The following is a 22,375-nucleotide window of genomic DNA, read 5'->3' as shown; positions in this document are numbered from 1 at the left end:
CCAGTCCCCTTAAGACTGCAAGACGTCTGCAAGGCGATCAAGACGGCCGCGTACGCTGCCATCAATGACCATATCACCCGCACGGATGATAACACCTGCCAGTACAGACTTATCGATTTTGCAATTCAGCTTAACTTTGCGTGACAAACGTTTTTCCATCGCGTCGGCAATCTTCGCGAGCTGTTCTTCACTCAGTTGGGTGGCAGAAATAACCTCTACCTCTGCGGTTGCCTCACTGGCAGCGCGCAGGTGAATGAACTGCTCAAGAACATCCGGGAGCACCTTCAGACGACCGTTTTCAGCCATAACCCGAATCAGGTTCTGGCCGCTGTCGTCCAGCTGCTCGCCGCAGACCGCGATGAACGCTTCAGAGAGCGTTTCCGGCGCCAGGGCACCGGACAGAAGCTCTGCCATTTGTTCGTTTTTAGTCACTTCAGCGGCAAACGCCAGCATATCCTGCCAGCGCTCAACACCTTTGTGTTCGACGGCAAAGTCAAAAGCTGCTTTGGCGTAGGGGCGAGCTACCGTTACAAATTCAGACATCAGCCCCTCCCTCCTTACAGTTCAGCGACAAGTTTATCCACGATGTCGCTGTTAGCAGCTTCATCCACGGAACGTTCGATGATCTTCTCGGCGCCAGCAACAGCCAGGATTGCGACCTGCTTACGCAGCTCCTCACGAGCACGTTTACGTTCGGCATCAATTTCAGCCTGCGCCTGTGCGACGATTTTGGTGCGTTCCTGTTCTGCTTCAGCTTTAGTTTCATCCAGAATCTGAGCGCGACGCTTGTTCGCCTGCTCGATGATTACCTGGGCTTCCGCTTTCGCTTTTTTCAGCTGGTCGGTCGCGTTGGCCTGTGCAAGGTCCAAATCCTTCTTAGCGCGTTCTGCAGAAGCTAAGCCGTCAGAAATCTCTTTCTGCCGCTTTTCGATGGCAGCCATTAAAGGCGGCCATACGTACTTCATGCAGAACCATACGAAAAGAACAAACGCGATGGCCTGGCCGAGGATTGTTGCGTTCATGTTCACAGCACAATACCTCTTAAATTAACTCTGTGGCTTAGGTTTCTTACGTACAACTTACTACGCGACAGCAAACATCACGTACAGACCCAGACCTACAGCGATCATCGGGATTGCATCCACCAGACCCATAACGATAAAGAACTGAGTACGCAGCAGAGGAATCAGATCCGGTTGACGCGCTGCGCCTTCCAGGAATTTGCCCCCGAGGATGCCGATACCGATCGCAGCACCGATCGCCGCCAGACCCATCATCACAGCGGCAGCCATGTACAGCAGATCCATATTCAGGTTTTCCATGACAGTCTCCAGTTTATTTCAGTAAAAACGTAGTATGTTGGTAAAAATCAATGCTCTTCGGATGCCATCGACAGATAGACGATCGTCAGAACCATGAAGATGAAGGCTTGCAGCGTAATAATCAGGATGTGGAAAATGGCCCACGGCACATTCAGAATCCACTGTGACCACCACGGCAACAGACCAGCAATCAGAATGAAAATCAGCTCACCGGCATACATGTTGCCGAACAGTCGCAGACCCAGTGAAACAGGTTTGGACAGCAGGCTTACCCCTTCAAGGATTAAGTTGACAGGAATGAACGCCCAGTGATTGAACGGCTGCAGCGTCAGTTCTTTAACGAACCCACCCACGCCTTTCATTTTGATGCTGTAGAAAAGAATCAGGATAAACACGCCAAGCGCCATCGACAGGGTGATGTTTACGTCCGCAGACGGAACCACGCGCAGTGCAGGCAGGCCGAAAATGTGTTCACCGATATAAGGAATCAGGTCGATTGGCAGCAGATCCATCAGGTTCATCAGGAATACCCAGACGAACACGGTGAGGGCCAGCGGAGCAATCAGCTTGCTCTTGCCATGATACATATCTTTAACGCTGCCATGGACGAAGCCGATGGTCATCTCGATAGCCGTCTGGAGTTTACCCGGTACTCCGCTGGTCGCTTTCTTCGCAACGCTACGGAAAATGGTAAGGAACAACAGACCGAGCACCACTGAGAAGAACATGGAGTCAATGTTGAGCGTCCAGAAGGTGGCCGGGGGGTTGTGCGGATCCACCAGCGAGAAAGTACGCAGGTCCAGCTGAAGGTTATTCAGATGGTGTCCTATGTATTCCTGCGGCGTCATATTTTCTGCAGCCATGATGCCTTTTACCCTTTGTTGTTAATTACAGCTGGTGCCAGAATTTGTACCACCAGCACCAAAACCCACGTCACTATCAGCGGTAAAAATACCGCTTTGAAAACGGCCAGCGCCATCACGAGGAGGGCGAAGGTCAGCAACACCTTGGAGGCTTCGCCGATAGCGAAGGTCCAGGCCATTCGGCCTCTGGCTGGTGTATGCGCCTGATGACGCCAGGCAAAAATCATAAACATTATGTTTGGCACAACGACCGCCAAACCACCGCATATTGCGGATACGCCCCAGAAGGGGTCTTTGAGGCTGAACAGCAGTCCACTTGCTATTACTGCCAGTAACTGAATAAACAGAAGCTTACGAGCAACGTTTCGACTCAAGAGCGACACAGACATCACGTTTTTACTCCTGCTCCCTTCGAGGTATGTCGCGTGTCGTATAAAACGTCCTTTGAGGCGAAGAGTCAAGCATCAAAAAGCGGACAAATTATACGGTGACGCCCCGTGAATTCAAACAATAAGTAGCAAAATAGTGAATAAATGTTTAATTATTTTCCGACAGGCAACTTTTCCTGCATTTTGCCAATCTGTGAGCGATCATGCAAAACTGCAAATACCGAGAAAATACGGCCTATAAAGCGTGCATTAGATCACATTATAAACATTTAAGGTTTTAGTGAATTAATTCTGTTCATAAATCATGACTTTTCATCCTTTTGATATTCAAGATAAAAAGTAGGGACTTTTTACAAAACAACCCAACATACATTAAAAACCTTTTATTGACATTTATAATAAATATTTAACAACTATATGCCTGTTCAGCGCCTTGATTTGTAGCGGACTGATATTTTCAAAGTTGACTATTGTGCTGGTAAATGAATCGACAAAAGTTAATCATCAGAAAAGGCATAGTGAACATATGGTTAAATGTCCCCCGATAATACCCCGACGTTACATTCATTTTTGTAACATGCGCAGGTGACATTTTTTCCACATTTTTTGGTAAAAATTAAATCATTTTTGATTTAATCACCACCAGGTGACGCTCCCCTTCCAGCTGAGGAACATGCAGTTTAATCACCTCGCTCACCGCGTATCCGACTGGCAAATCGGTGATTTCCTCTTCCTGAGCAACGCCCTTGAGCGCGTAAAAACGCCCTTCTTCCGCCGGCAAATGGTGACACCAGCTCACCATATCACTCAGCGAAGCGAACGCGCGGCTGATCACGCCATCAAACGGCGGCTCGGCCGGGAACGCTTCTACCCGGCTCTGTACCGGCGTCACGTTCTCAAGCTTCAGCTCATGCTGAACCTGGCGAAGAAAGCGCACGCGCTTGCCCAGGCTATCCAGCAGGGTGAAATGTGATTCAGGGCGCACGATGGCCAGCGGAATACCGGGCAGCCCGGGACCGGTGCCGACATCAATAAAACGGCTTCCTTGAAGATAGGGGGCAACGACAATGCTGTCGAGAATATGCCGCACCAGCATCTCATTCGGGTCGCGAACGGAGGTCAGGTTATAGGCTTTGTTCCACTTATCCAGCAGTCCAACATACGCCACCAGCTGATTTTTCTGATGATCGGTGAGCGTAATAGCCGCTTCATCCAGGAGACGAGAAAGTTTGTTGAGCACGGTCGGTACCTGTCTAAAAATAATGAGCCCGGAGGCGAAAACGCTTACCGGGCTGATGAACAACAAGGCGGAGAACGGGAAGCTATCCGCCAAAAAACCTGCCTGAGGATCAGGCGCTGCGGCGCAGCATCCCCTGCTTTTTCAACCAGACCAGCAGAATGGAGATCGCCGCCGGGGTGATCCCCGAAATGCGCGATGCCTGGCCGATTGAAGACGGCTTGTGATCGTTCAGCTTGGCAATCACCTCATTGGAGAGCCCAATGACCTGGCGGTAATCAAGCGTAGCAGGCAGCAGGGTATTCTCATTGCGCTGCTGTCTTTCGATCTCATCCTGCTGGCGAGCGATATAGCCTTCATACTTCACCTGGATCTCAACCTGTTCAGCCGCCTGCGCATCCTGCAGACCCGGAGCGAAAGGCGACAGCTGCACCAGCTGTTGATAGGTCATTTCCGGACGACGAAGCAGATCCTCGCCGCTGGCTTCGCGTGAGAGCGGCGCGGTGAGGTGAGCGTTCACTTCTTCAGCGCTTTCGGCCTGCGGGTTCACCCAGCTCGATTTCAGCCGCTGACGTTCAAGTTCAATGCTTTCCAGCTTCTGATTGAAGCGCGCCCAGCGTTCATCATCGACCAGACCCAGCTCGCGGCCCTGTTCGGTCAGGCGCAGATCGGCGTTATCTTCGCGCAGCATCAGGCGGTACTCCGCGCGGGACGTGAACATGCGGTACGGTTCTTTGGTACCGAGCGTGCACAGATCGTCCACCAGCACGCCAAGGTAGGCCTGAGAACGACCCGGCGCCCAGCCCTCTTTTTCTGCGGAGAAGCGACCGGCGTTCAGACCGGCAAGCAGGCCCTGGGCAGCGGCTTCTTCGTAGCCGGTGGTGCCGTTAATCTGGCCGGCAAAAAACAGACCCTGAATATATTTGCTTTCCAGCGTCGGTTTCAGGTCGCGCGGATCGAAGAAATCATACTCAATAGCGTAGCCCGGGCGAACGATTTTGGCGTTCTCCATACCCTGCATTGAGCGAACAATCTGCATCTGCACATCGAACGGCAGGCTGGTGGAGATACCGTTCGGATAAATTTCGTTAGAGGTCAGCCCTTCCGGCTCGAGGAAGATCTGGTGCTGGTTGCGATCGGCAAAGCGCATCACTTTATCTTCGATCGACGGGCAGTAGCGCGGACCGATCCCCTCAATCACCCCGGCGTACATCGGGCTGCGATCGAGGTTATTGCGGATGACGTCGTGCGTTTTCTCGTTGGTGTGGGAGATGTAGCACGGAACCTGGCGCGGATGCTGATCCGCAGATCCCATGAACGAGAACACCGGCATCGGGTCATCGCCGTGCTGCTGTGCCAGTACGCTGAAATCGATGGTACGCGCGTCAATACGCGGCGGAGTACCGGTTTTCAAACGGCTGACGCGCAGCGGCAGTTCACGTAAGCGGCGGGAAAGCGAGATAGCCGGCGGATCGCCTGCACGACCGCCGCTGTAGTTATCCAGCCCGATGTGGATCTTGCCGTCGAGGAAGGTTCCGACGGTCAGGACAACCGCTTTGGCGCGAAACTTCAGCCCCATCTGGGTCACTGCGCCGACAACGCGATCGTTTTCGACAATCAGATCCTCAACCGCCTGCTGGAAGATCATCAGGTTGGGCTGATTTTCCAGCGCCGTACGTACCGCCTGGCGGTAGAGCACGCGGTCTGCCTGAGCACGAGTGGCGCGTACCGCCGGGCCTTTGCTTGCGTTTAGTATCCTAAACTGAATGCCCGCATGGTCGATCGCTTTCGCCATCAGGCCGCCAAGAGCATCCACTTCTTTTACCAGGTGTCCTTTCCCAATGCCGCCAATCGCCGGGTTGCAGCTCATCTGCCCCAACGTGTCGATATTGTGTGTCAAAAGCAGGGTCTGCTGACCCATTCGCGCTGCGGCCATTGCGGCCTCAGTGCCTGCATGACCCCCGCCAATGATGATGACGTCAAAAGGATCCTGATAAAACATGGTGGTATGCCTCGCATAAAGCGGTTTGAAAATGGATTGAAGCCCGGGCCGTGGATTCTACTCAACTTTCGACTTCCGAGAAAGCTCCGGGATCTTGAGTAATTAAAAGAAGATCTTTTATTTAGAGATCTGTTTTATTGTGATCTCTTATTAGGATCGGACCTTTCTGTGGATAAGCCGGATCCGCGTTTTAAGATCAATCGGTTAAGGAGGATCACTTTCTGTGAATGATCGGTGATCCTGTTCCGTATAAGCTGGGATCAAAATGAAGGGTTATGCACAGCTCAAAAAGCAGTCAACGGTTATGCTTTGGATAACTACCGGTTGATCAATGGTTTTAAGCATAGTTATCCACAGATGATCGAACGATCTTTACAAAAATCAGAGCAAATTTTTCCAGGATCCCAGCCAAATTTCCGCCGGATCTTCCGGAATCTCATGATCGAGGACGTTAATCTTCAGCGTTTCGCCGATCTGTTTTGCCCCGCATGCCCTTAATGCATCGTCAATCTTGTCGATTGCGCCACAGAAAGTGTCATATTCACGGCTGCCGATCCCGATTAAGCCAAAGCGTATGCCCGAAAGGTCCGCTTCCTTCTCCTGCAGAGCCTCATAGAAAGGCACCAGGTTGTCAGGAATATCGCCGGCACCGTGAGTTGAGGAGATAACCAGCCAGATCCCGTCCGTCGGCAGATCTTCAATCAGTGGGCCGTGCTGGATTTCGCTGCTGTAGCCCGCTTCTTCCAGCTTTTCCGCCAGATGCTCTGCTACATATTCCGCACTGCCTAAGGTGCTGCCGCTGATAAGAGTAATGTCTGCCATGATCGTCCGCTCATTTATTCAGTGTGGCACATTGTACGCTGTGTGTGAGCTGGGATCTACCTGTGGAAAATGTGGGATTAAAAAAGCCCGATTACGGGCGGATGGTGCGCATAATCGGGTTTTGCAGGGAGATCAGCGTCTCGGTGGACTGAATTTCATCGATTGTTTGGATCTTGTTGATAAGTACCTGCTGAAGGGCGTCGATCGAGCGGCACATTACCTTAATAAAGATGCTGTAGTGGCCGGTGGTGTAGTAGGCCTCGGTGACCTCATCCAGGCTCTCCAGCCTGGCCAGCGCGGAAGGGTAGTCTTTGGCGCTTTTCAGAATAATGCCGATAAAGCAGCACACGTCATAGCCGAGCTGCTTCGGATTCACGTCGATTCGCGCGCCGGTAATGATGCCTGCCTGCTTCATCTTCTCCACGCGCACGTGGATAGTCCCCGGGCTGACGCCAAACTGTTTGGCCAGTTCGGCGTAGGCGGTGCGCGCATTGGCCATTAACGCTTCGAGGATGCCGCGGTCCAGATTGTCGATCTGATAATTTTCCATAGGTTTTTCTTATGATGTTTGAAGATTCTTTCTATATTAGCTTTATATTTTAATGAATCAAAAGTGTATGAGCCTTTTTGTTGTTTGATTATTGAATTGACGGCCTGTTTTGTTGCTTAATCAATAGCAACAGGACGCAGGAGTCATAAAAATGAAAACCGCATATATCGCAAAACAACGCCAGATCAGCTTCGTTAAGTCTCACTTTTCCCGCCAGCTGGAAGATAAACTGGGCCTGATCGAAGTCCAGGCTCCCATTTTAAGCCGCGTAGGGGACGGGACTCAGGACAACCTGTCTGGTTGCGAGAAGGCGGTTCAGGTAAAAGTGAAAACGCTGCCGGATGCCCAGTTTGAAGTCGTTCATTCCCTGGCTAAATGGAAGCGTCAAACGCTGGGGCAACACGACTTCAGCGCGGGAGAAGGGCTGTACACGCACATGAAGGCTCTTCGCCCCGATGAAGACCGGCTGACCGCCATTCATTCTGTTTACGTTGACCAGTGGGACTGGGAGCGCGTGATGGGCGACGATGAACGCCACGACGGGACGCTGAAATCCACCGTAGAAGCCATCTATGCCGGGATCAAAGCGACCGAAGCGGCCGTCAGCAAAGAGTTTGGCCTGACGCCGTTCCTGCCGGAGCAGATCCAGTTTGTTCATAGCCAGGAGCTGCTCAGTCGTTACCCGGATCTCGACGCTAAAGGACGCGAGCGGGCGATCGCCAAAGAGCTGGGCGCCGTATTCCTCATCGGGATTGGCGGCAAGCTCACCGATGGTCAACGCCACGACGTTCGTGCGCCGGATTATGATGACTGGAGCACCGAGGTTGCCGAAGGCTTTGCCGGCCTGAACGGCGATATTCTGGTGTGGAACCCGGTTCTGCAAGATGCTTTCGAGCTTTCTTCTATGGGGATCCGCGTTGATGCCGACGCCCTGAAGCGTCAGCTGGCGATCACCGGTGATGAGGATCGCCTGAAGCTGGAGTGGCACCAGGCGCTGCTGCGCGGCGAAATGCCGCAGACCATCGGCGGCGGTATTGGTCAGTCGCGTTTGACGATGCTGCTGCTGCAGCTCGATCACATCGGACAGGTCCAGTGTGGCGTATGGCCTGCCCAGGTCCGTGAAAGCGTCGCTTCCCTTCTTTAATCCGCTCTTTAACGCCGCCAGCGTCTCAGCAGGCGGCTGCGCAGCCCGGTATCAAAGCGCCAGATATGATCGAAGATGCGCATGATCCCGGGTTTGCCATGCACCGACATCGCCACCGCGTGAAAGCGATGCTGGTGACTGCGCTGAAGTTCTCCCACCTTATTGATCACCTCATCCGGCAGGCGCTGGGCGATAAAATCAGAAATGACCACCGCATCGGCATCCACCCACTGCGGGTTTTGCATGCGCTCAATAATGGCCCGAAAACAGCTGGCCAGATCGGTACCGCCGCGAAAGCGCTGGCTGAGGAAACGAATTGCCTGCTCCAGCCCCTGTGGGCCGGTGAGCTCGTAATGCACCACTTCGCTGGAAAACAGCATAATAAAGCAGCGCCGGTTGTCCGCCAGGGCGATCCGCATTAACGCCAGGCAAAACGCCTTGGCGCACTGTTCGTTAAAACCGCCCATTGAGCCTGAAGTATCGACGCAGACAATAAATGGCCCGCGCGGCTGCTCGTCAAAATCCTGCCGGGTAACCGGTCGTTCGGTAATTTTTTCCCGCCATGCGTCGCCGTGCAGCCGGTAGGTCAGCAGCTGTTTTTCCACCAGCTTGCGGTAGAACTCGAACTCCAGTTCGGTGATCCCGAGGGTGGCCAGCTCCGGCGGAAGAAGGCGCAGAATATCATCGCTTTGCTGCAGGCCATCAACCTGTTCCGGTACCGTTGCCGGTTCACGAACGAGGCTGCGAAAGGCCTCCATCGGCGCATCCTTTTTCGGAACCGATTTTGCTTCCCGCGATCGCCCTAGCTGTTCAGCCAGCTGTATCAGCTCCGGCTGCTGCGTAAAAAAATCGCCATAGCGAACGATCAGCTGATAATCGCCGCGCTTCAGCTCGCCTGCGCTCATATCCCACAGGCGTCCTGCGGAGTTATCGTTTTCCACCAGCACCGGATCGAGCTGGCCGCTGAGGGTCATCCGCTCCTGCATCGTGCTGAGCAGCCGATCGCGTTCTTCATCCAGCAGCTGCTGGTTGAGGGTGGTGGCCTGCACCACCAGGCTCAGGCGCCAGCGCTGCAGGAACAGGGTGTGCAAAGCGGGCGTAAAGTGCGGGTTATCATCCGCCAGCTGCTGGGCCTGGGTGGCAAAAGGGGACTCGAGCTTGTGCAGCTGCGTAAGAATTTGCGGCAGCTGAACGATAAACTGCGAAGTCGAAAGAAGCTGAGACTGCTGATAATTCTGCACTTCAGCATCGAGCTCGGGCGGGATATGCGTCTCTTTTAGCCTGGCTCTGACGGCTTCGCGCCAGCGCGGGATATCGGCGGCGATAATGTTCTTCAGCCGCGGGAATTTTTCAAAGAAAACGGCAAGCTGCGGGGAGGCCAGCAGCGCCAGCAGCATCTCTTCGATCATCCCCTCTTCGCTGACTGCCAGCATGACATTCAGCATATCCAGCGTCATGGCTGACGGGCCTGTTTGATCTGCGCCCCGACGTCCTGCAGGCTGGCTTCAATACGTCCCAGCCAGTCACCGGGAATAAACAGACATTTTTGCTGTTCGCTGAAACGGTTGTGCTGCTGATGCCACTCGTCATCGAGGGCTTCCAGCTGCTGCCTGATTTCCGCTGGCATATTTTCCTGCGATTCGCTGCCGGGAAGGGCCAGGCGCGAGCCCTGCAGGCTGACGTCGCGAACCACCAGATGCTGGCTGGTATCGACATCCATATTTAACGGCTGGGCAAAACCAATGCCGTTGAGTTTGCCGCGGATCTCGCCGCCCTTCTCCAGCCAGTGGGAGAGCTCCTCACGGGTAAACGTAATATGGATAACCTCCATATCGTGCAGCTTGAGCGGCTGCTGCAGCAGCAGAAGGAGCGTCGTTCCTTCTACGTCGGCGGGAAGTTCATAATGCGCTTTTCGGCTGAACATACCGCCGAGACGCGTGACCTTCAGCGCGGTTTTGTCGCTGTGCTGCTGCTGGATCTGAATACGCCTTTGGGTAATCGCCCCGAGGCGCGTCAGCATCGTCTGCTGCTGCCAGGCGTGGTTGGTCATCAGGGTTTCCAGCAGCTGCGCCATCAGGTTCATGCTTTCGATGTCGTGCCACAGGCAGTCTTTCAGCAGGATCAGGTCGATGGGCGCGATGGTATCGCGGCCGCTGAAGAAGGCGCTGGCCTGCAGCAGGCGAATGGCCTTTTTCCAGCGGCGGTCCGAAACATAGGGCGCTTTGGGCTGCGTCTCCAGCTGCTGGCGCAGCTGATAGATCAGTTCGAATACGCTATCCGTCAGCTTCACGCCGCTGATATCCTGCTGCCATTGCGTAAACTCTTCGCTACTAATCTGCAGGGATGTCGGGACGGGATTGCTGTTTTCATCCTGCTGGCTGAGCAGCATGGAGCGGAAGTTGGTTTTATCCTGTACCTTGTCGAGCCACAGGCGGATCAGCATTCGGTCATACAGTGCTTCCAGGCTGCTATCCGCTTCCGGGAGCTCGTTGGACGCCGCCACCAGCAGGCGCATCGGGATTTTCACTTCCCTGGCGCCGTTGCGGAAATGGCGTTCGTTGATGGCGGTCAGCAGGGTATTAAGGATTGCCGGGCCAGCTTTCCAGATCTCATCGAGGAAGACGATCTCCGCTTCCGGCAGGTAGCCTGCGGTTAAGCGCTCGTAACGGCCTTCATCCTTCAGAGCCTGGATCGACAGCGGACCAAAAACCTCTTCCGGGGTAGAGAAGCGGGTCATCAGGTATTCAAAGGCGCGAGCCTGCTGGAAGGCGAATTTGAGACGGCGGGCGATCAGACTCTTGGCGATGCCCGGCGGACCCAGCAAAAAAACGCTCTCGCCGCTGAGCGCGGCCAGCAGACAGAGTCGTATCGCGTGACTGCGTTCAAACAAACCTTTTTCCAGCGCCGCGCTTAGCCGGGAAATTCTTTCTGCCAGTAAATGTGATTGAGCCATAATTGAGTTGCGTGCTTTTTCATGTGTCGTTATTGAGTCGAGTATAGATGTTTGATTAGGTGTGGTAATAGCCTGAAGATTCGATTTATTTTCTTTGAGCCAGGTTAATATGGTGTCTGTTAGGGGTACGATTCAGCAAATAATCGTGCATACTGTGCGCTTTTTGTGAGCCTGAGGACCGGGAACACATTTGTTTTATATACACAAAAACATTCAAGATGCGGCAAGGCAGCAAGGGATGAAATCCCCTGGCGCACGGCTATGTGACCGGGATTTCTGGACGCCAGCAGCGCAGAAGCAGCTTGAAAAATGATATGTATAAACGAAAAGACTAGTCTATGAGCTCTGATAATAAGCAATCGCTTCCGGCAGTAACGCTGGCGGCAATCGGCGTGGTGTACGGCGATATTGGTACCAGCCCGCTGTATACACTGCGTGAATGTCTGTCAGGTCAGTTTGGGTTTGGCGTTGAACGTGATGCTGTTTTTGGCTTTCTTTCGCTAATTTTCTGGCTGTTAATTTTTACCGTATCACTCAAATATATTACCTTCGTTATGCGGGCGGATAACGCCGGCGAGGGGGGGATCCTGACGCTGATGTCGCTGGCGGGGCGCAATACGTCCGCGCGAATGACGTCGGTGCTGGTTATCCTCGGGCTGATTGGCGGTAGCTTCTTCTATGGCGAGGTGGTCATCACCCCGGCGATTTCGGTGATGTCGGCGATTGAGGGGCTGGAAATTATCGCGCCCAATCTGGATACCTGGGTTGTCCCTATATCCATCATTGTGCTGACGCTGCTGTTTGCTATCCAGAAGCACGGCACCAGTATGGTGGGTAAGCTGTTTGCGCCGATTATGCTGATTTGGTTCCTGCTGCTGGCGGTGCTTGGCGCGCGCAGCATCATTGCGAATCCGGAAGTGTTGCAGGCGCTGAACCCGTACTGGGCGGTGCACTTCTTCCTCGAATATAAAACCGTCTCTTTTGTCGCTCTCGGGGCGGTAGTGCTGTCCATTACCGGCGTTGAGGCGCTGTATGCCGATATGGGACACTTCGGCAAATTACCTATTCGCCTGGCCTGGTTCTCCGTGGTGCTGCCTTCGCTGGTGCTGAACTACTTCGGCCAGGGGGCTCTGCTGCTCAAACATCCTGAGGCGATTAAAAACCCGTTCTTCCTGCTGGCTCCTGAATGGGCGCTGATCCCGATGCTGATTATCGCCGCTCTGGCGACGGTGATTGCCTCCCAGGCGGTTATTTCCGGGGTCTTCTCGTTGACCCGCCAGGCGGTGCGCCTGGGGTATCTGTCGCCAATGCGCATCATCCATACCTCCGAAATGGAATCCGGGCAGATTTATATCCCGTTCATCAACTGGCTGCTGTACGTTTCGGTGGTCATTGTGATTATCAGCTTCGAGCACTCCTCCAACCTGGCGGCGGCGTACGGTATTGCGGTGACGGGAACCATGGTGCTGACCACTATCCTGTTCACCACCGTGGCGCGTCAAAACTGGCACTGGAATAAATTTCTCGTGGCGCTGCTGTTTATTGCCTTTATGTGCATCGACCTGCCGCTGTTCTCGGCCAACCTGGATAAGATCGTCTCCGGCGGCTGGCTGCCGCTGACCCTCGGCCTGGTGATGTTCACCGTGATGACCACCTGGAAGAGCGAGCGTTTCCGCCTGCTGCGTCGGATGCACGAACACGGCAATTCGCTGGAAGCGATGATCTCTTCGCTGGAAAAATCGCCGCCGGTTCGCGTTCCGGGTACTGCGGTCTATATGTCCCGCGCCCTGAACGTCATCCCGTTTGCCCTGCTGCATAACCTCAAGCACAACAAGGTGCTGCATGAGCGGGTGATCCTGCTGACGCTGCGTACCGAAGATGCGCCTTATGTGCATAACGTTCGCCGGGTGCAGATCGAGCAAATCTCACCGTCGTTCTGGCGCGTGGTGGCGAGCTACGGCTGGCGCGAAACGCCGAATGTGGAAGAAGTTTTCCACCGTTGCGGGCTGGAAGGGCTGAGCTGTCGGATGATGGAAACCTCGTTCTTTATGTCGCATGAATCGCTGATTATCGGCAAACGGCCGTGGTATCTGCGGCTGCGCGGCAAGCTGTATCTCCTGCTGCAGCGCAACGCCCTGCGGGCGCCGGATCAGTTTGAGATCCCGCCTAACCGGGTCATTGAACTGGGTACTCAGGTCGAAATTTGATATTCCGAAGCCCTTCCTTGCGAAGGGCTTTTCACGGTTATTTGGCTCCGCTCACTTTTCTCTTCTCCCGCTTGCGAAACGTTTCGATGGCGATCACATTTCTCTCTTCTGAAGATGGTTTTCTGCGCGCATTTTGACAATAATTTCTTCAGCGAAACGTTTCGCTAATGGAGCAGAAGAGAAAAATGAAAAAAGGCACCGTACTTAACGCTGATATTTCCTCGGTTATCTCCCGCCTGGGTCATACCGATACGCTGGTGGTCTGCGATGCCGGATTGCCGGTTCCCCGCAGCAGCGCGCGTATTGATATGGCGTTAACCCAAGGCGTTCCCTCCTTTATGCAGGTTCTGGAGGTGGTAACGGCGGAAATGCAGGTTGAGGCGGCGATCCTTGCGGAAGAGATTAAAACTCATAATCCGCAGCTCCATGCGACGTTGCTCACTCACCTTGAGCTGCTGCAGCAATACCAGGGAAACACCATTGAAATTCGTTACACCAGTCATGAGCAGTTTAAAAAACAAACCGCGGATAGTCAGGCGGTGATTCGCAGCGGGGAGTGTTCCCCGTTTGCGAACGTCATTCTCTGTGCCGGCGTGACGTTCTGAGGTCGCCGATATGGAAGCCTTATTGCAATTAAAAGGGATCGATAAAGCGTTCCCAGGCGTCAAAGCGCTCTCCGGCGCCGCGCTCAACGTCTATGCCGGCCGGGTGATGGCGCTGGTAGGAGAAAACGGTGCCGGTAAGTCCACCATGATGAAGGTGCTGACCGGGATCTACGCCCGCGACGCCGGCTCCTTAACGTGGTTAGGAAAAGAGACCACCTTCAACGGACCGAAATCCTCTCAGGAAGCCGGGATCGGTATTATCCACCAGGAACTTAACCTGATCCCCCAGCTGACGATCGCGGAGAATATTTTCCTCGGCCGTGAGTTCGTGAACCGGTTTGGCAAAATCGACTGGAAAACGATGTATGCCGAAGCGGACAAGCTGCTGGCGAAGCTGAATTTACGTTTTAACAGCCAAAAGCTGGTGGGCGATCTGTCGATTGGCGACCAGCAGATGGTTGAAATTGCCAAGGTGCTGAGCTTTGAGTCGAAGGTCATCATCATGGATGAGCCGACGGACGCCCTGACCGACACCGAAACGGCCTCCCTGTTCCGCGTCATCCGCGAGCTGAAATCTCAGGGTCGCGGGATTGTCTATATCTCCCACCGTATGAAAGAGATCTTCGAGATTTGCGACGATGTTACCGTCTTTCGCGACGGGCAGTTTATCGCCGAGCGCGAGGTGGCGAGCCTGGATGAAGACCAGCTGATCGAGATGATGGTCGGCCGTAAGCTGGAAGACCAGTATCCGCGCCTGGATAAAGCGCCGGGCGCCGTGCGCCTGAAGGTCGATAACCTGTGCGGGCCGGGCGTGGAAAATGTCTCCTTCACCCTGCGTCAGGGGGAAATTCTGGGCGTCGCCGGGCTGATGGGCGCCGGGCGCACGGAGCTGATGAAGGTCCTGTACGGCGCGCTGCCGCGCAGCAGCGGTTCCGTCACCCTTGATGGACACGAGGTAGTCACCCGCTCCCCGCAGGATGGCCTGGCAAACGGCATCGTTTATATCTCCGAAGACCGTAAGCGCGATGGCTTAGTCCTCGGCATGTCGGTAAAGGAAAACATGTCGTTGACCGCGCTGCGCTACTTCAGCCGCGCCGGCGGCCAGCTGAAGCATAAAGATGAACAGCAGGCGGTGAGTGATTTCATCCGCTTGTTCAATGTCAAAACGCCATCGATGGAGCAGGCGATCGGCCTGCTCTCCGGCGGTAACCAGCAGAAGGTGGCCATTGCCCGCGGGCTGATGACCCGCCCGAAGGTTCTGATCCTTGATGAGCCTACCCGCGGCGTGGACGTTGGGGCGAAGAAAGAGATCTACCAGCTGATTAACCAGTTTAAAGCCGATGGTCTGAGCATCATTCTGGTCTCTTCGGAGATGCCGGAAGTGTTAGGCATGAGCGATCGCATCATTGTGATGCATGAAGGGCATCTCGGCGGTGAATTTACACGCGAGCAGGCCACCCAGGAAGTATTGATGGCTGCCGCTGTGGGCAAGCTTAACCGTGTGAATCAGGAGTAAAAAAGATGACAACCCAGGCTGCTGCTGGTCGCCGCTATTTCACAAAGGCATGGCTGATGGAGCAAAAATCGCTGATTGCCCTGCTGGTGCTGATAGCGATTGTCTCGACCATGAGCCCCAACTTTTTTACCGTCAATAACCTGTTCAATATCCTGCAGCAGACGTCGGTTAACGCCATTATGGCGGTGGGAATGACGCTGGTTATTCTCACTTCGGGGATCGACCTGTCCGTGGGTTCCCTGCTGGCGCTGACCGGTGCGGTAGCGGCGTCGATTGTCGGCCTTGAGGTTAATGCGCTGGTGGCGATTGCCGGAGCGCTGGCGCTGGGTGCGGCCATCGGTGCGGTGACCGGAGTTATTGTGGCTAAGGGGCGCGTGCAGGCCTTTATCGCCACTCTGGTGATGATGCTGCTGCTGCGCGGCGTGACGATGGTCTACACCAACGGCAGCCCGGTAAATACCGGGTTTACGGATAATGCCGATCTGTTTGGCTGGTTTGGTATCGGCCGCCCGCTGGGGATCCCAACGCCGGTGTGGATTATGGCTATCGTCTTCCTTGCTGCCTGGTACATGCTGCACCACACGCGCCTGGGCCGCTATATCTACGCGCTGGGCGGCAACGAAGCGGCCACGCGTCTGTCCGGTATCAGCGTGAATAAAGTCAAAATCATCGTCTATTCTCTGTGCGGCCTGCTGGCTTCGCTGGCGGGAATTATCGAGGTGGCGCGCCTCTCTTCCGCGCAGCCGACGGCGGGGACCGGCTATGAACTGGATGCCATTGCGGCGGTGGTGCTGGGCGGTACCAGCCTGGCCGGCGGCAAGGGCCGTATCGTCGGTACCCTAATCGGCGCGCTGATCCTCGGCTTCCTGAATAACGGTTTGAACCTATTAGGCGTTTCTTCCTATTACCAGATGATCGTAAAAGCGGTGGTAATTTTGCTGGCGGTGCTGGTAGATAACAAAAAGCAGTAACTAAGAACTCTACAGGACATCTTAACTATGAATATGAAAAAACTGGCGACCCTGGTATCTGCTGTTGCTTTAAGCGCGACCGTGAGCGCAAACGCGATGGCGAAAGATACCATTGCCCTGGTTATCTCGACCCTTAACAACCCGTTCTTTGTCTCCCTGAAAGATGGCGCCCAGAAAGAAGCCGACAAGCTGGGCTACAACCTGGTGGTGCTGGATTCACAAAATAACCCGGCGAAAGAGCTGGCCAACGTGCAGGATTTGACGGTGCGCGGCGCTAAGCTGCTGCTGATCAACCCGACCGACTCTGATGCGGTAGGTAACGCCGTGAAGATGGCTAATCAGGCGAAGATACCGGTTATTACCCTTGACCGTCAGGCGGCGAAAGGCGACGTGATTAGCCATATTGCGTCTGATAACGTGCTCGGCGGTAAAATGGCCGGCGACTATATTGCGAAGAAAGCGGGTGAGAACGCTAAGGTTATTGAGCTGCAGGGTATCGCAGGGACATCCGCGGCGCGCGAGCGTGGCGAAGGATTTAAGCAGGCCGTAGCGGCTCACAAATTTAACGTGCTGGCGAGCCAGCCGGCAGATTTTGACCGTACCAAAGGCCTGAACGTCATGCAGAACCTGCTGACGGCGCATCCGGACGTGCAGGCGGTATTTGCTCAGAACGACGAAATGGCGCTGGGCGCGCTGCGTGCTTTACAAACAGCGGGGAAATCCGATGTGATGGTGGTTGGATTTGACGGCACTCCGGATGGCGAAAAAGCGGTAAATAGTGGCAAACTAGCTGCGACAATCGCCCAGCTGCCTGAGCAGATCGGCGTGAAAGGCGTCGAGACTGCCGATAAAGTGCTGAAGGGTGAAAAAGTGGATGCCAGCTATCCGGTTGAGCTGAAACTGGTCATTAAGCAGTAGTAATATGCGATTCGGACCGGCAACGGTCCGAGGGACAACATAAAAAAGAAAAGCAGGGCATGCGCCACCGGAGTCCGGTGGCGCGCTTTACCGGGAACTCAAATGATGAAAACCGCAGGCAAACTTGTCGTCCTTGGCAGCATCAATGCCGATCACATTCTTAACCTTAAATCTTTCCCGACGCCGGGCGAAACCGTCACCGGCAACCACTATCAGGTGGCTTTCGGCGGTAAAGGCGCCAACCAGGCCGTTGCCGCCGGGCGCAGCGGGGCAAATATTGCGTTTATCGCCTGTACCGGCGATGACGATACCGGCGAGCGCGTTCGCCGCCAGCTGGCGAGCGATAACATCGACATCGCGCCGGTTCGCGCGGTAAAAGATGAATCGACCGGCGTAGCGCTAATCTTTGTTAACGGTGAAGGTGAGAATGTGATCGGCATTCATGCCGGCGCCAATGCCGCTCTTTCTGTCGCCCAGGTTGAGGCTGAGAAGGCGCGGATTGCCGACGCCCAGGCGCTGCTGATGCAGCTGGAGTCGCCGCTGGAGAGCGTGCTGGCTGCGGCTAAAATCGCCCATCAGCATCAAACAACCGTGGTGCTGAATCCGGCGCCGGCGCGCGAGTTGTCGGATGAGCTGCTGGCGCTGGTGGATATCATCACGCCTAACGAAACGGAAGCGGAGAAGCTGACCGGTATTCGCGTAGAAAACGATGACGATGCGGCCAAAGCGGCTAACGCGCTCCATAAGAAAGGCATCGGTACCGTTATTATTACGCTGGGTAGCCGCGGCGTCTGGGTGAGCCACGATGGCGAAGGCCGCCGGGTCCCGGGCTTTAAGGTTCAGGCCATCGATACCATTGCCGCGGGCGATACCTTTAACGGCGCCCTAGTGACCGCCTTACTGGAGGGCACCGGGCTGGCAGAAGCTATCCGCTTTGCCCATGCCGCCGCCGCCATTGCCGTTACCCGCAAAGGCGCTCAGCCTTCAGTGCCGTGGCGAAAAGAAATCGACGAATTTTTACGTCAACAGGGGTAACGCTTGGCTACCATGAAGGATGTGGCCCGCGAGGCGGGCGTTTCCACCTCGACGGTTTCCCACGTCATTAATAAAGATCGTTTCGTCAGCGAGGCGATTACCGCCAAAGTGGACGCGGCGATCAAAAATCTTAACTACGCGCCGTCCGCTCTGGCGCGTAGCCTCAAGTTAAACCAAACCCGTACCATCGGTATGCTCATCACTGCCAGTACCAACCCGTTTTATTCTGAGCTGGTGCGCGGCGTGGAGCGTAGCTGTTTTGAACGCGGCTATAGCCTGGTGCTGTGCAATACGGAAGGTGATGAGCAGCGCATGAACAGTAATCTGGAAACGCTAATGCAAAAGCGCGTCGATGGTTTACTGCTGCTCTGTACCGAGACGCATCAGCCTTCGCCAGAAATTATGCAGCGCTATCCTTCGGTTCCAACGGTGATGATGGACTGGGCGCCGTTTGATGGCGACAGCGATCTGATTCAGGATAACTCGCTGCTGGGGGGCGATATGGCGACCCAGTACCTGATAGACCAGGGGTATACCCGGATTGCCTGTATCGCCGGCCCGCTGGATAAAACGCCGTCGCGGCTGCGCCTGGAGGGCTATCACGCCGCGATGTCCCGCGCCGGGCTGGAAGTGGCTGAGGGATACGTGATTACCAGCGACTTTGAATTTGGCGGTGGATTCAGTGCGATGCAGGAGCTGCTGACCTTATCGGAACGCCCGCAGGCGGTATTTGTCGGCAACGACGCTATGGCCTTTGGGGCGTATCAGTCGCTCTATCAGGCCGGGCTGCGAATTCCGCAGGATATGGCGCTGGTGGGCTATGACGATATTGAGCTGGCCCGCTATATGACGCCACCGCTGACGACTATCCATCAGCCGAAGGATGAGCTGGGTGAGCTGGCGATTGATGTGCTGATCCACCGGATGGCCGATCCCGGACAGCAGCAGCAGCGCGTGCAGCTCACGCCCGAGCTTATCGTTCGCGGTTCAGCTTAACGTTTGTGCCGTTCCTTTATCAGGTTACGGCCATCCTTCGCCTTTAACAGCATAAACACCAGCGCGGACACGACGGTGATCGCGCCCATCGTAATAAAGGTGTAGTGAAACTGCTCCACGGTATTGGCGCTGTCAAACCCTTCATAAAAGCGCAGTACCGCAGCGCTAATCGCCACCCCGAGGCTGATCGATAGCTGCTGAGTGACCGCCAGCAGGCTGTTGCCGCTGCTGGCATTATCATCGGTCAGATCGGCAAGCGTAATGGTGTTCATTGAGGTGAACTGAGTGGACATCGCCATCCCCAGAACAAACAGCGGCAGCAGCAGCATCCAGACGGGCATCGCGGGCGACTGGAACGAGAACTGGGCGATCATCAGGCCGATAAATATCGTTATCCCTACCAGCGTTTTCCGGTAGCCGAGCCAGCGTAGAATCTGCGTGACGGTGGATTTTGCGATAATAGAACCGACGGCGGTCGGCGCAATCATGCAGCCGGCGATAATCGCCGGATAGCCAAAACCGACCTGCAGCATCAGCGGCATCAGGAACGGCACGCACCCCGTACCCAGACGCGTTGCCAGATTGCCGGCGATACCCACTGAAAAGGTTCGGGTCTTAAATAAAGAAAGCGAGATCAGCGGGGTTGGATGGCGGCGGGCATGGCGGATATAGGCCAGCAGCAAAAGGACGCTAAGGGCGATAATCGTCAGCGCGATCCAGGTGGCGACGATTTTCTCGCCAAACAATTCGATGCCGCTGGAAAACAGTACCAGGCTCAACCCAAAGAGCAAAAATCCGCTGGTATCGAAGCGACGGCGTGGGGTAGTGAAGTCCGGCATGCATTTACGCGCGTAAAGGATGCCAATAATGCCAATGGGAATATTGATCAGGAAAATCCAGTGCCAGCTGGCCCAGGTAACCAGCACGCCGCCGAGAACGGGCCCAAGAATAGGGCCGACCAGCCCCGGCATCGTCACGAAGTTCAGCACCGGCAGCAGCTCGCTGCGCGGATAGGCTCGCAATAATGCCAGCCGCGCGACCGGCATCATCATCGCGCCGCCAATCCCCTGAATGACGCGAAAGATGACCAGCTCCATCAGGGAGCTGGAAAGCGCGCAGGCGAGGGAGCCGAGCGTAAACAGGCCAACGGCAATAATAAACACTTTACGCGTGCCGAAGCGGTCGGCTAGCCACCCGCTGACCGGAATGAGCATCGCCACCGTTAGCGTATAGCTGATGATCGCGGATTGCATTGCCAGTGGCGAACGGTTGAGGCTATGGGCTATTGCCGGAAGGGCGGTATTCAGAATGGTGGCGTCCAGCGCCTGCATAAAAAAGGCCATTGCCGCAATCCACGGCAGTCCGGCCATACTACGCCCTTTCTTCTCGGTCATGCGGAGCCCTTTATTTACCTGAATGGTTTGGTGCGCTCAGCAGAGCCTGGCAGGCGCTGAGCGCTTGCGGGCCGTCGCTGTTCAGAATCGCGTCGACAATTGCCTGATGGAGATCCAGCTTCACCACTTCATTCTGGGTAATAGAAGTGAAGTACGTGTGATAGACCGAATGGAATAGCGAGGCGAAAGAGATAAGGAAGGGATTACCGCTCATTTCATAGATGTGTTCATGCCAGGCCATATCGACTTCAATCCAGCGTTCACGCTGGAAGCGCCTTTTCAGCTCGCCCATCTCTTCCATTAAGCTATTGAGCTGCGCTTTCTGCTCCGCGCTGCCCAGGGTGGCGGCCAGGAAGCAGGCCTGCGGCTCGAGGCTGCTGCGCATGACGAGGAAATGGGTCACCACCTCTTCGAAGTTATCTTCCGTTAACCACCAGGAGAGCAGCTCTTTATCGAGAAAGTTCCAGCTACTGCGTGGCATAACCCGGGTACCGATGCGCGGGCGCGGCAACAGCATACCTTTCGCTGTCAGCGTCTTGACCGCCTCTCGTACCGCCGTTCGGCTCACGCCGAATTGCTCGCCCAGCTCCATTTCACCGGGGAGAATGCTTTCCGGCTGATATTCGCCGGTCAGAATTTTTTGGGCCAGTTTCTCCGCCAATACCCAGGAGATGTTTTTTTGTGCCGCCAGTTGCTGTGCGCTTAAAGACATAAATGCCGTTCCTTTCTCTTTTTTACTCTATCAGTATGCCACCTGGTGGGGCGTTTCGTTGTTTAAAACGGCAAATCGCCGGTTTTTTGCCACTCCCTGGCCCGTTTTGGTGAAAAAAGAGACGGTTGAAAAGTTTTTTGAAAACAGGACTTGTCAACGTCAGAGAACTCCCTATAATGCGCCTCCACTGACACGGAACAACGGCCAGCACGCCGCCGGGTCAGCAGGCTTCAGCGCTGAATATCAGCCGCGAAAGCCGACGGAGAAAAGCAAAATAAACGCTTGACTCTGAATGAGGAAAACGTAATATACGGGACCTCGCGACAGAGCGCTAAAGCGCGTCGCAGCTGCTCTTTAACAATTTATCAGACAATCTGTGTGGGCACTCAAAGTGACATGGATTCTTAACGTCCTCGGACGAAAAATGAATACCAAGTCTCAGTGAGTGAACATACGTAATTCATTACGAAGTTCTTTTCTTTAGAAATAAAGAAGCACGAGCATCAAACTTAAATTGAAGAGTTTGATCATGGCTCAGATTGAACGCTGGCGGCAGGCCTAACACATGCAAGTCGAGCGGTAGCACAGAGAGCTTGCTCTCGGGTGACGAGCGGCGGACGGGTGAGTAATGTCTGGGAAACTGCCTGATGGAGGGGGATAACTACTGGAAACGGTAGCTAATACCGCATAACGTCGCAAGACCAAAGTGGGGGACCTTCGGGCCTCATGCCATCAGATG

The 22,375-nt window shown here is 54.8% G+C and carries 21 protein-coding genes and 1 rRNA gene; 9 read left to right on the top strand and 13 right to left on the bottom strand.

What is annotated here, in order from left to right; all coding sequences use genetic code 11:
- Positions 1–9: 9 nt before the first annotated feature.
- The 9 genes from atpH to asnC form a co-directional block, all read right to left on the bottom strand.
- The gene (gene atpH / locus NWP14_RS15460) at positions 10–543 is read right to left on the bottom strand and encodes a F0F1 ATP synthase subunit delta (RefSeq protein ID WP_331833341.1); all 534 of its coding nucleotides are present in this window, start codon (positions 541–543) and stop codon (positions 10–12) included.
- A 14-nt stretch (positions 544–557) separates the two neighbouring features.
- The gene (gene atpF, locus NWP14_RS15455; protein WP_041143358.1) at positions 558–1,028 is read right to left on the bottom strand and encodes a F0F1 ATP synthase subunit B; all 471 of its coding nucleotides are present in this window, start codon (positions 1,026–1,028) and stop codon (positions 558–560) included.
- 54 nt (positions 1,029–1,082) lie between these two features.
- Entirely contained in the window at positions 1,083–1,322 is a 240-nt protein-coding gene (gene atpE / locus NWP14_RS15450; protein WP_000429386.1) for a F0F1 ATP synthase subunit C, read from the bottom strand.
- A 47-nt stretch (positions 1,323–1,369) separates the two neighbouring features.
- The gene (gene atpB, locus NWP14_RS15445; RefSeq protein ID WP_041143359.1) at positions 1,370–2,185 is read right to left on the bottom strand and encodes a F0F1 ATP synthase subunit A; all 816 of its coding nucleotides are present in this window, start codon (positions 2,183–2,185) and stop codon (positions 1,370–1,372) included.
- Between the two features lie 8 nt (positions 2,186–2,193).
- Positions 2,194–2,574: a F0F1 ATP synthase subunit I gene (gene atpI, locus NWP14_RS15440; protein ID WP_095102338.1), complete on the bottom strand. Its 381-nt coding sequence runs from the start codon at positions 2,572–2,574 to the stop codon at positions 2,194–2,196.
- Positions 2,575–3,190: 616 nt separating this feature from the next.
- On the bottom strand, positions 3,191–3,814 hold the full coding sequence (rsmG, locus tag NWP14_RS15435; RefSeq protein WP_331833483.1) for a 16S rRNA (guanine(527)-N(7))-methyltransferase RsmG: 624 nt from the start codon (positions 3,812–3,814) through the stop codon (positions 3,191–3,193).
- Between the two features lie 109 nt (positions 3,815–3,923).
- Positions 3,924–5,813: a tRNA uridine-5-carboxymethylaminomethyl(34) synthesis enzyme MnmG gene (gene mnmG / locus NWP14_RS15430; RefSeq protein ID WP_375215615.1), complete on the bottom strand. Its 1,890-nt coding sequence runs from the start codon at positions 5,811–5,813 to the stop codon at positions 3,924–3,926.
- A gap of 381 nt (positions 5,814–6,194) precedes the next feature.
- A complete protein-coding gene (gene mioC, locus NWP14_RS15425; RefSeq protein WP_095102334.1) occupies positions 6,195–6,635 on the bottom strand; it encodes an FMN-binding protein MioC in 441 nt (146 codons plus the stop codon).
- A 91-nt stretch (positions 6,636–6,726) separates the two neighbouring features.
- A complete protein-coding gene (asnC, locus tag NWP14_RS15420; protein ID WP_045853727.1) occupies positions 6,727–7,185 on the bottom strand; it encodes a transcriptional regulator AsnC in 459 nt (152 codons plus the stop codon).
- A gap of 151 nt (positions 7,186–7,336) precedes the next feature.
- Here asnC and asnA point away from each other — a divergent pair, with 151 nt between their 5' ends.
- A complete protein-coding gene (gene asnA / locus NWP14_RS15415) occupies positions 7,337–8,329 on the top strand; it encodes an aspartate--ammonia ligase (protein ID WP_095102332.1) in 993 nt (330 codons plus the stop codon).
- 8 nt (positions 8,330–8,337) lie between these two features.
- On the opposite strand, the gene viaA is transcribed toward asnA, so the two are convergent.
- Both viaA and ravA read right to left on the bottom strand, forming a co-directional pair.
- Complete coding sequence (gene viaA, locus NWP14_RS15410; protein WP_375215614.1) at positions 8,338–9,786, bottom strand: ATPase RavA stimulator ViaA; 1,449 nt, start codon at positions 9,784–9,786, stop codon at positions 8,338–8,340.
- On the bottom strand, positions 9,783–11,282 hold the full coding sequence (gene ravA, locus NWP14_RS15405) for an ATPase RavA (RefSeq protein WP_375215613.1): 1,500 nt from the start codon (positions 11,280–11,282) through the stop codon (positions 9,783–9,785). The genes viaA and ravA overlap by 4 nt, the downstream gene beginning before the upstream one ends.
- A gap of 338 nt (positions 11,283–11,620) precedes the next feature.
- Here ravA and kup point away from each other — a divergent pair, with 338 nt between their 5' ends.
- The 7 genes from kup (at position 11,621) to rbsR (ending at position 19,530) form a co-directional block, all read left to right on the top strand.
- Positions 11,621–13,489 carry a low affinity potassium transporter Kup gene (kup, locus tag NWP14_RS15400; RefSeq protein ID WP_095102326.1) on the top strand — a complete coding sequence of 623 codons (1,869 nt, stop codon included), beginning with the start codon at positions 11,621–11,623 and terminating at the stop codon, positions 13,487–13,489.
- 185 nt (positions 13,490–13,674) lie between these two features.
- On the top strand, positions 13,675–14,094 hold the full coding sequence (rbsD, locus tag NWP14_RS15395) for a D-ribose pyranase (RefSeq protein ID WP_045853722.1): 420 nt from the start codon (positions 13,675–13,677) through the stop codon (positions 14,092–14,094).
- Positions 14,095–14,104: 10 nt separating this feature from the next.
- The gene (gene rbsA / locus NWP14_RS15390; RefSeq protein ID WP_331833480.1) at positions 14,105–15,610 is read left to right on the top strand and encodes a ribose ABC transporter ATP-binding protein RbsA; all 1,506 of its coding nucleotides are present in this window, start codon (positions 14,105–14,107) and stop codon (positions 15,608–15,610) included.
- Positions 15,611–15,615: 5 nt separating this feature from the next.
- Positions 15,616–16,581 (top strand): ribose ABC transporter permease, encoded by a 966-nt coding sequence (rbsC, locus tag NWP14_RS15385; RefSeq protein WP_041143370.1) that lies wholly within the window; start codon positions 15,616–15,618, stop codon positions 16,579–16,581.
- A 27-nt stretch (positions 16,582–16,608) separates the two neighbouring features.
- The gene (rbsB, locus tag NWP14_RS15380) at positions 16,609–17,499 is read left to right on the top strand and encodes a ribose ABC transporter substrate-binding protein RbsB (protein WP_095102320.1); all 891 of its coding nucleotides are present in this window, start codon (positions 16,609–16,611) and stop codon (positions 17,497–17,499) included.
- A 102-nt stretch (positions 17,500–17,601) separates the two neighbouring features.
- On the top strand, positions 17,602–18,534 hold the full coding sequence (gene rbsK, locus NWP14_RS15375; RefSeq protein WP_375215612.1) for a ribokinase: 933 nt from the start codon (positions 17,602–17,604) through the stop codon (positions 18,532–18,534).
- Positions 18,535–18,546: 12 nt separating this feature from the next.
- Complete coding sequence (gene rbsR, locus NWP14_RS15370) at positions 18,547–19,530, top strand: ribose operon transcriptional repressor RbsR (protein WP_189339897.1); 984 nt, start codon at positions 18,547–18,549, stop codon at positions 19,528–19,530.
- Here rbsR and mdtD read toward each other — a convergent pair.
- A complete protein-coding gene (gene mdtD / locus NWP14_RS15365) occupies positions 19,527–20,924 on the bottom strand; it encodes a multidrug transporter subunit MdtD (RefSeq protein WP_375215611.1) in 1,398 nt (465 codons plus the stop codon). The genes rbsR and mdtD overlap by 4 nt on opposite strands.
- Positions 20,925–20,934: 10 nt before the next feature.
- Complete coding sequence (locus tag NWP14_RS15360; RefSeq protein ID WP_095102314.1) at positions 20,935–21,636, bottom strand: FadR/GntR family transcriptional regulator; 702 nt, start codon at positions 21,634–21,636, stop codon at positions 20,935–20,937.
- A 511-nt stretch (positions 21,637–22,147) separates the two neighbouring features.
- Here NWP14_RS15360 and NWP14_RS15355 point away from each other — a divergent pair.
- Positions 22,148–22,375: ribosomal RNA gene (locus NWP14_RS15355) — 16S ribosomal RNA — on the top strand; the annotation flags it as partial.

This window comes from Klebsiella sp. C349492 (assembly GCF_042055345.1).
Classification (GTDB): domain Bacteria; phylum Pseudomonadota; class Gammaproteobacteria; order Enterobacterales; family Enterobacteriaceae; genus Klebsiella; species Klebsiella scottii.
Note: the sequence above shows the minus strand (reverse complement) of the source record. Positions and strands in the feature narration are given on the sequence as shown.

What these genes read in the sequence shown, in the direction of transcription:
- mdtD (WP_375215611.1), bottom strand. Translation starts at nt 20,924, where the DNA reads ATGACCGAGAAGAAAGGGCGTAGTATGGCCGGACTGCCGTGGATTGCG.
- atpI (WP_095102338.1), bottom strand. Translation starts at nt 2,574, where the DNA reads ATGTCTGTGTCGCTCTTGAGTCGAAACGTTGCTCGTAAGCTTCTGTTT.
- mnmG (WP_375215615.1), bottom strand. Translation starts at nt 5,813, where the DNA reads ATGTTTTATCAGGATCCTTTTGACGTCATCATCATTGGCGGGGGTCAT.
- viaA (WP_375215614.1), bottom strand. Translation starts at nt 9,786, where the DNA reads ATGACGCTGGATATGCTGAATGTCATGCTGGCAGTCAGCGAAGAGGGG.
- rbsR (WP_189339897.1), top strand. Translation starts at nt 18,547, where the DNA reads ATGAAGGATGTGGCCCGCGAGGCGGGCGTTTCCACCTCGACGGTTTCC.
- asnA (WP_095102332.1), top strand. Translation starts at nt 7,337, where the DNA reads ATGAAAACCGCATATATCGCAAAACAACGCCAGATCAGCTTCGTTAAG.
- atpH (WP_331833341.1), bottom strand. Translation starts at nt 543, where the DNA reads ATGTCTGAATTTGTAACGGTAGCTCGCCCCTACGCCAAAGCAGCTTTT.
- NWP14_RS15360 (WP_095102314.1), bottom strand. Translation starts at nt 21,636, where the DNA reads ATGTCTTTAAGCGCACAGCAACTGGCGGCACAAAAAAACATCTCCTGG.
- mioC (WP_095102334.1), bottom strand. Translation starts at nt 6,635, where the DNA reads ATGGCAGACATTACTCTTATCAGCGGCAGCACCTTAGGCAGTGCGGAA.
- ravA (WP_375215613.1), bottom strand. Translation starts at nt 11,282, where the DNA reads ATGGCTCAATCACATTTACTGGCAGAAAGAATTTCCCGGCTAAGCGCG.
- kup (WP_095102326.1), top strand. Translation starts at nt 11,621, where the DNA reads ATGAGCTCTGATAATAAGCAATCGCTTCCGGCAGTAACGCTGGCGGCA.
- rbsC (WP_041143370.1), top strand. Translation starts at nt 15,616, where the DNA reads ATGACAACCCAGGCTGCTGCTGGTCGCCGCTATTTCACAAAGGCATGG.
- rbsK (WP_375215612.1), top strand. Translation starts at nt 17,602, where the DNA reads ATGATGAAAACCGCAGGCAAACTTGTCGTCCTTGGCAGCATCAATGCC.
- rbsA (WP_331833480.1), top strand. Translation starts at nt 14,105, where the DNA reads ATGGAAGCCTTATTGCAATTAAAAGGGATCGATAAAGCGTTCCCAGGC.
- rbsB (WP_095102320.1), top strand. Translation starts at nt 16,609, where the DNA reads ATGAATATGAAAAAACTGGCGACCCTGGTATCTGCTGTTGCTTTAAGC.
- asnC (WP_045853727.1), bottom strand. Translation starts at nt 7,185, where the DNA reads ATGGAAAATTATCAGATCGACAATCTGGACCGCGGCATCCTCGAAGCG.
- atpB (WP_041143359.1), bottom strand. Translation starts at nt 2,185, where the DNA reads ATGGCTGCAGAAAATATGACGCCGCAGGAATACATAGGACACCATCTG.
- rbsD (WP_045853722.1), top strand. Translation starts at nt 13,675, where the DNA reads ATGAAAAAAGGCACCGTACTTAACGCTGATATTTCCTCGGTTATCTCC.
- atpE (WP_000429386.1), bottom strand. Translation starts at nt 1,322, where the DNA reads ATGGAAAACCTGAATATGGATCTGCTGTACATGGCTGCCGCTGTGATG.